6 protein-coding genes and 1 pseudogene are annotated in these 7,309 nt (G+C 70.7%); 6 read left to right on the top strand and 1 reads right to left on the bottom strand.

What is annotated here, in order from left to right:
- On the bottom strand, positions 1-1,078 hold a 1,078-nt coding region (locus SACHA_RS21390), incomplete at its 3' end, for a septum formation family protein (protein ID WP_019809418.1).
- 142 nt (positions 1,079-1,220) lie between these two features.
- On the opposite strand from SACHA_RS21390, the gene SACHA_RS0110150 reads away from it, so the two are divergent.
- From SACHA_RS0110150 to SACHA_RS25260, 6 genes and pseudogenes are all read left to right on the top strand, one after another.
- Positions 1,221-1,757, top strand: a complete 537-nt coding sequence (locus tag SACHA_RS0110150) for a hypothetical protein (RefSeq protein ID WP_019809419.1) — start codon at positions 1,221-1,223, stop codon at positions 1,755-1,757.
- Positions 1,757-2,923, top strand: a complete 1,167-nt coding sequence (locus SACHA_RS0110155) for a glutathionylspermidine synthase family protein (RefSeq protein ID WP_028663051.1) — start codon at positions 1,757-1,759, stop codon at positions 2,921-2,923. Before SACHA_RS0110150 ends, SACHA_RS0110155 begins: the two co-directional genes overlap by 1 nt.
- Positions 2,924-2,982: 59 nt before the next feature.
- The gene (locus SACHA_RS0110160) at positions 2,983-3,429 is read left to right on the top strand and encodes a DUF350 domain-containing protein (protein WP_019809421.1); all 447 of its coding nucleotides are present in this window, start codon (positions 2,983-2,985) and stop codon (positions 3,427-3,429) included.
- A gap of 203 nt (positions 3,430-3,632) precedes the next feature.
- Entirely contained in the window at positions 3,633-4,544 is a 912-nt protein-coding gene (locus SACHA_RS0110165; protein ID WP_019809422.1) for a haloalkane dehalogenase, read from the top strand.
- Between the two features lie 89 nt (positions 4,545-4,633).
- Positions 4,634-5,896: a serine--tRNA ligase gene (gene serS, locus SACHA_RS0110170; RefSeq protein ID WP_019809423.1), complete on the top strand. Its 1,263-nt coding sequence runs from the start codon at positions 4,634-4,636 to the stop codon at positions 5,894-5,896.
- A gap of 282 nt (positions 5,897-6,178) precedes the next feature.
- A pseudogene (locus SACHA_RS25260) lies at positions 6,179-7,309 on the top strand (hypothetical protein); the annotation flags it as partial.

The following is a 7,309-nucleotide window of genomic DNA, read 5'->3' on the forward strand; positions in this document are numbered from 1 at the left end:
CGTCCCCGTCCCCGGAGCCGCCGTCGCCGGAGCCGTCCCCGCTGCTGTCGCCGGATCCGTCCCCGTCGCCGGAGCCGTCGCCCTCGTCCTGGGAGCCGTCGCCCTCGCCGCCGGAGTCGTCCGCGCCCTCCCGGACGCTTCCTCGGACCTGAGCGAGTCCGCTGTCGTCCTCCAGAACGGCACCGACCTTGCAGTTCACCAGGCTCGACCCCGCGTCCCAGCTCGCCTCCGACCGCAGGTCCCAGGTCAGAATGAGCCCGTCCTCGGCCAGCTCGGCCGCGTCCCGGCCGCCGGTGTAGTCCTTGAGGACCTCCGAGCAGGTCGGGTCCAGCCAGTCGTGCTGGTCCTCCTCCGTGGGGAACTCCTCGAACTCGTCCCGCAGGTCGACCACGCCCACGACCTCGTAGGAGTGCGCCTCCGAGCAGGACACCGGGTCGCCGACGCTCTTGTCCACGAGGCCCAGACAGGTTCCCGTGTCCCAGACGTAGGACTGGTCCGTCTCAGCGGCGGGTTCGGTCAACGTCTGGAGCCCACCGCCCGGCCCGACCCATTGCAGACCGCAGTGCATGGTGCGATCCCCGTCCTCCCACTGCTGGTCGTCCGGACGGAGCATCCCGATGCTGAGCCTGCCCTCCGGGTCCAGTGGTTGTTCCAGGTACTCCTCGGTCAGTTCCCCGCAACGCTCGTCGGTGAGGGTCCGCCACTGCTCGGCGTCCGGGAGCGCCGCGGTGGTCCCGTACTCGTCGCTGACGTCGGCGAGTCCCACGACCTCGAACAGGTGTTCTTCGTCACACGACACCTCGGCGACGTCGCTCGCGTCCGGTTCCGACCAGTTCAGGCAACTGCCCGGAGGGGAACGGAACGCCTTCTCCCGCTTCTCCACGATCTGCTCGGCGAGTTGTTCGGCCTCCCGTTCCCGCTGTTCGTCCGGACTCTCCGGGAACCAGGAGAAAGCCCACGTCAGTGACATCGCGACGAGGGCCCCGACGAGCACGCCCGCCATCAGCGCGCGCGTGCGGGCCCGCGGCGCCGTGGCGGACGACGGGCGGTCGGACTCGGTGGACATCGACTCCATCATGCCTTTTCCGCCCCGCGGTCGCCGTCGAGTGATTAAGGTGATCACCCGCAGACTCGCGGTCCGGGAGTGCTCAGTGACAGAACAGAACGAGAATTCACCAGGCGGGGAACAGGCGCACGGAGGGGAACCGCCGCGCGGATCGATGCGGTTCCAGGACGCGGAGAACACCGCGCCGCGACAGCCGTCCCTGGCCGAGCAACGCGCGCGCCGGCAGGCCGAGGCCGAACGGCAGCAGCGCGAGATCGAGCAGGCCGAGGCGGCCGGGAAGGCGGAGTCCCGGCGCAGACTGCTGATCGGCAGCGGCGTCGCGGCCGGGCTCGTCGGCTTCATCGCGGGCTTCTACGTCGTGGCCGTGCCCGAGGAGGTCACCGCGCACTGCGTCGACGAGAACGGGACGATCGTCGACGACGATTACTGCGACGACGACTACGCCAGCAACCACGGTGGCTACTACCACAGCAGCAGTAACATCGTGTTCCTTCCCTCGCCCGGTGGTGGCGACGACTACCGGCAGTACCGGTACAATTACGGCGGCACCGGGAGTATCGGTGACACGGTGCGGGGTGGCAGCTTCTCCCGGCCGTCGAACGCGGAGATCAAGACGAACTCCGGGCGGACGGTGCAGCGCGGCGGCTTCGGTGTCAGCAGCGGCAGCTTCGGCAAGGGCGGCGGCTCCTGATGCGGCGGGAGACCGGAACTCCCCGCCCGGACTGGGAACGCACCATCGCCGGGCAAGGATTGGTGTTCGGCACTCCCGCCCGGTACGCGTCCGGGAAGGCACGGCCGTACTGGGACGAATCGGTGCACTACGTCCTGCCGATGGACGAGGTGCTCTCCCTGGAGGCCGACGTGGAGCTGCTGCACTCGATGTGCCTGGAGGCGGTCGACCACGTCGTGCTCACCGAGCGTTACGCCGAGTTCGGCCTGCCCGAGTGGGTGGGGCCGCACATCGCCGAGTCGTGGCGGCGGCGGGACCCGCACGTCTACGGCCGGTTCGACCTGCGCTACGACGGCCGGGGCCCGGCCAAGCTGCTGGAGTACAACGCCGACACGCCCACCTCGCTGCTGGAGGCGGCGGTGGTGCAGTGGCACTGGAAGACCACCGTCCACCCGGACGACGACCAGTGGAACTCGCTGCACGAACAGCTCGTCGAGCGGTGGTCCGCGGTCGCGGGGCAGTTGCCCGCGAACGAGCTGCACTTCACCTGGTCCGGCGCCGACCCCACCGGTGAGGACCACCTCACCACCTCGTACCTCCAGGAGACCGCGGCCGAGGCCGGTCTGGACACCGTCGGGCTCGCCATCGAGGAGATCGGCTGGGATCCGCTGCTCACGCGGTTCGTCGACCTCGAACAGGCGCCGATGAATACCGTCGTGAAGCTCTACCCCTGGGAGTGGGTGATCGACGAGGAGTTCGGCCGGCACGCCGTCGAGTCGCTGCCGCAGACGCTGTGGCTCGAACCGCTGTGGAAGATGCTGCTGTCCAACAAGGCCCTGCTCGGGATCCTGTGGGAGAACTATCCCGGCCACCCGAACCTGCTCCCCGCGTTCAACGACCAGCCCGGGCTGCTCACCGAGTACGTGCGCAAGCCGAAGCTCGGCCGGGAGGGCTCCAACGTGGACATCGTCGCGCCGGGATACGAGACCGCGACCGGCGGTGTCTACGGGTCCGAGGGGTACGTCTACCAGGCCTTCGACCCGCTGCCGGAGTTCGACGGCTACCGGCCGGCCCTCGGTGCCTGGATCGTCGGCGACAGCGCGGCGGGCCTCGGCATCCGGGAGACCGCCGGGCTGGTGACCGACGACGGCGCGGCGTTCGTGCCGCACCGCATCCCGGAGTCGTGAGAGGACACGGCACCGGCGCGTGATCATGCTCAACTGTTGATTCGACCTGGGAGATTCCTGTGCTCGTAGCCCTGTCCGAGACCTTCGGTACCGACCTGGCCCGGGGGATCGGCGCGATCCTGCTGTACGCGATCGTGGGTCTGCTGCTGATGCTGCTCGGCTTCTACGCCATCGACTTCACCACCCCCGGCAAGCTTTCCGAGCTGGTGCGGCGCGGCCTGCCGAACGCGGTCATGGTCACCGCGTCCGGGCTGGTGTCCATGGCGTTCATCGTGGTGGTCGCGATCTGGGCCTCGGCCAGCGACCTGACCGAGGGGCTGATCACCGCGCTGGTGTACGGCCTGGTCGGGATCATCGCCCAGGTACTCGCGGTGCGCCTGCTCGAATGGGCCACCCGCATCGACGTCCGCTCGACCATCGAGAGCGAGACGTTCGCCCCGGCCAGCCTGGTCGTGGCCGCCGCCCACGTCGCCCTCGGTCTCGTCGTCGCCGTCGCCATCTCGTAACCCCCGGTCGCGCCGGTTGTCGGCGGAAGGTTGTCGTGAAGGGCACTTTCCCTGCCCGTGACGCAGGGAAAGTGCCCCTCGCTGCGTGTGACGCAGGGAAAGTGCCCTTCACGGGACACCCCACAGGGGGAGTTGTTCCGGTCACATATCGGGTTGGTGTCCGGCCGCCCAGATGGTGGACGCGGTGCATTACCGTGGGGCGCGTGCGGTTACTGCGAACGCCTGAGGACCGGTTCACGGACCTGCCCGATTTCGACCACCCCGCGTCGTACGCGGACGTCGACCACCCGACGCACGGCATCATCCGGGTGGGTTACGTCGAGGTGGGGCCACCCGACGGCCCTCCGGTTCTGCTGTTGCACGGCGAACCGAGCTGGTCGTTCCTGTACCGCAAGCTGCTCCCCGTGCTGGCCGACGCGGGGTTGCGGGCCATCGCCCCCGACCTCGTCGGGTTCGGCCGCTCGGACAAGCCCGCCGACGTCGCCGACCACACCTACGCCCGCCACGTCGAGTGGATGCGCGCCTTCGCGTTCGACGCCCTCGACCTGCGCGGGGTGACCCTCGTCGGGCAGGACTGGGGCGGGTTGATCGGTCTCCGGCTGGTCGCCGAGAACCCCGAACGCTTCGCGGGTGTGGTCGCGGCCAACACCGGGCTGCCCACCGGTGACTTCGACATGCCGAAGATCTGGTGGGCCTTCCACGACGCGGTGCAGAACGCCCAGGTGCTCGACGTGTCCCGGTTCGTGCAGTCCGGCTGCACCCACGAGCTGACCGAGGCCGAACTCGCCGCCTACGACGCGCCGTTCCCGAACGAGACCTACAAGGCGGGGCCGCGGGCGATGCCCGCGCTCGTGCCCACCAGCACCGACGATCCCGCCACCGAGGCCAACCGGGCCGCCTGGGACCGGCTGTCGACGCTGGACCTGCCGTTCCTCTGCGCGTTCTCGGACAACGACCCGATCACCGGGGCGATGGCGCCGATCCTGCAGCGCAAGATGCCCGGCGCCGCCGGGCGCGAGCACCCGACGATCCCGGATGCGGGCCACTTCCTCCAGGAGGACGCGGGCGAGCAGCTGGGTCGCGTGGTCGCGGAGTTCGTGCGCGGTCTCCCCTGACTCCGTCGCCGGGGGCTCCTGCGCTCCACGGACACGAAACCCCGGTCGGCTCGACCGGGTGAGGAGTGGGCCGACTACCCTCTCAGGGCGTGATTGACCTCAGCATCCTGCGTGAAGATCCGGACGTCGTGCGCGCCTCCCAGCGGGCCCGGGGCGAGGACGACGGCGTGGTCGACCGACTGCTGGCTCTCGACGCCGAGCGCAGGTCCGCCATCGCCGCGGCCGACAACCTCCGCGCCGAGCAGAAGCAGCTCGGCAAACAGATCGGCAAGGCCTCCGGGGACGAGCGCGAGGAGCTGCTGACGCGCGGCAAGGAACTCGCCGCCCGGGTCAAGGATGCCGAGGTCGAGCAGAATCGTGCGGGCGCGGAGTTCGAGGAGCTGCACACAGCGGTCCCGAACGTCATCCACCCCGAGGTTCCCGCCGGGGGCGAGGACGACTACACCGTGCTCAAGCACGTCGGCACCCCGGCCGAGTTCGACTTCGAGCCCGCCGACCACCTCGCGCTGGCCGAGGGGCTCGGCGCCCTCGACATGGAGCGCGGGGCCAAGGTCTCCGGTGCACGCTTCTACTTCCTCACCGGCATCGGCGCGCAGCTGCAGCTCGCCCTGCTGAACCTGGCCGCGGCCCAGGCCACGGAGAAGGGGTTCACCCTGATGATCCCGCCGGTGCTGGTGCGGCCCGAAGTCATGTCCGGCACCGGTTTCCTCGGCGAGCACGACTCCGAGGTCTACCGCCTGCCGGACGACGACCTGTACCTGGTGGGTACTTCGGAGGTCCCGCTGGCCGGGTACCACTCGGACGAGATCCTCGACCTGTCCGGCGGTCCGCGTCGCTACGCGGGGTGGTCGTCCTGCTTCCGCCGGGAGGCGGGCTCGTACGGCAAGGACACCCGCGGCATCATCCGCGTGCACCAGTTCGACAAGGTCGAGATGTTCGTCTTCTGCCGTCCCGAGGACGCCGAGGCCGAGCACGCCAACCTGTTGTCCTGGGAGGAGGAGATGCTCGCGAAGATCGAGGTGCCGTACCGGGTGATCGACACCGCGGCGGGCGACCTCGGCACCAGCGCCGCCCGCAAGTACGACTGCGAGGCGTGGGTGCCCACCCAACGGGCCTACCGTGAGCTGACCTCCACCTCGAACTGCACCACGTTCCAGGCCCGCAGGCTCGCGGTGCGCCACCGCGACGCCGAAGGCCGGACGCGGACCGCGGCCACCCTGAACGGCACGCTCGCGACCACCCGCTGGATCGTGGCCATCCTGGAGAACCACCAGCAGCCGGACGGCTCGGTCCGCGTTCCCGAGGCCCTCCGCCCGTTCCTGGGCAACCGCGAGTACCTGACCCCCGGGTGAACCCGCTCCGTTCCCTCCCCGCGAGTCGCCACTTCACGCCCGCGAGTCGCCGCCGTATGCCCGCGAGTCGGCGTCCGCCGTTTGCGGCATTCCCCGCGTGAGATCGCGGCGGGCCGGTCCGCCGCGAGTGCTCGTCGCCGCGAGCGCCGACTCGCGGGCCTGGGGTGCCGACTCGCGGATCTGGGGTGTCGACTCGCGGGCCTGGGGTGTCGACTCGCGGGGGTGGGCGGGTAGGTTGCTGCGGCGACGGTCGGCGGCACGGGTGAGGGGTGTGGAGTACTGGTGATCGCGGTCACGGTCGGGGCGTGGCTCGTCCTCGCCGGGTTCGTGGTCGTGTGCTGGCCCCGCCTGAACACCCGACGCCGGTGGCGGTCCGTCGCGCTCGGGCTCGCGCTCGCGTTCTCCCTGGCCCACCAGTCGCTCTACGGGACCCTGCTGCGGGAATCCTTCGTCACCTTCCGCTACGCCCACAACCTCGCCGCAGGGCACGGGCCGGTGTACAACCCGGGCGAGTACGTCGAGGGCTACCCGAGCTTCCTCTGGACGGTGCTGCTCGCGCTCCTCGCACGGATCGTCGGGGAGGACGGCATCGTTGCCGGTGGGCAGGTCCTCGGCGTGCTGGCCACGCTCGGCTGTGTGCTCGCCGCGCACCTGCTGGCGAGCCGCGTCGTGCGGCGCGCCCGTCCGCACGGGCAGGGGGTACCGGCCGTCGGAGTCGCCGCCGCCGCGCTCACCGCCGGCGCGAGCTCGCTCGGTGCCTACGGGTACTCCGGGCTGGAGACCCCGCTGTTCGTGCTGCTTCTGCTGCTGGCGTGTCTCGCCGTCGTGGTCGACCGCCCGGTCGTCGCGGGCGTGCTGGTCGCGGCCGTGGTGATGACCCGGCTCGAAGGGCTGGTCCCGGCCGCGGTCCTGCTGACGTGGCTCACGGTCGAGGCCCTGCGCCGCCGCGGACGTCGTTGGTCCCCGGTGGCGTTCGCGCTGGGCGCACTGGTGGTGCTCGTGCCGTGGACGGCGTGGCGCGTCACGCTCTACGAGGACGTCGTCCCGAACGCCGTCGCGGCCCGTTCCGGCGGGTCGTTCCTCCGCCGGTTGGCCGAGGGGTGGGACTACTTCGCCGGATTCGCGCTCGGCCACCAGGCGTTGGTGCTGCTGTTCGTGGCCGCCGTCGCGCTGTTGCTCAACCGGCGCCGGGTGGATTCCGACGTCGCCCGGGCGCGGTCACTGATCTGGCTGTTGTTCGCGCTCGCGGGGGCGTTGTCCGCCGCGATGATCGTCGTGGGCGGGGGGTGGTTGCCCACCTGGCGACTGCTGGCGCCGGTGCCGCCGTTCCTCGCGGTGGCCGCCACGGCGGCCTACGGGATCGTGGTGCTGACCAGCCCCGGTGTGCGCGCCGGTGAGGCGCGGCCCGCCGAC

This window comes from Saccharomonospora halophila 8 (genome assembly GCF_000383775.1).
Classification (GTDB): domain Bacteria; phylum Actinomycetota; class Actinomycetes; order Mycobacteriales; family Pseudonocardiaceae; genus Saccharomonospora; species Saccharomonospora halophila.

Bases quoted from the DNA above. Each gene is read 5' to 3' on its own strand.
- SACHA_RS0110150 (WP_019809419.1), top strand. From the start codon at position 1,221: ATGCGGTTCCAGGACGCGGAGAACACCGCGCCGCGACAGCCGTCCCTG.
- SACHA_RS0110155 (WP_028663051.1), top strand. From the start codon at position 1,757: ATGCGGCGGGAGACCGGAACTCCCCGCCCGGACTGGGAACGCACCATC.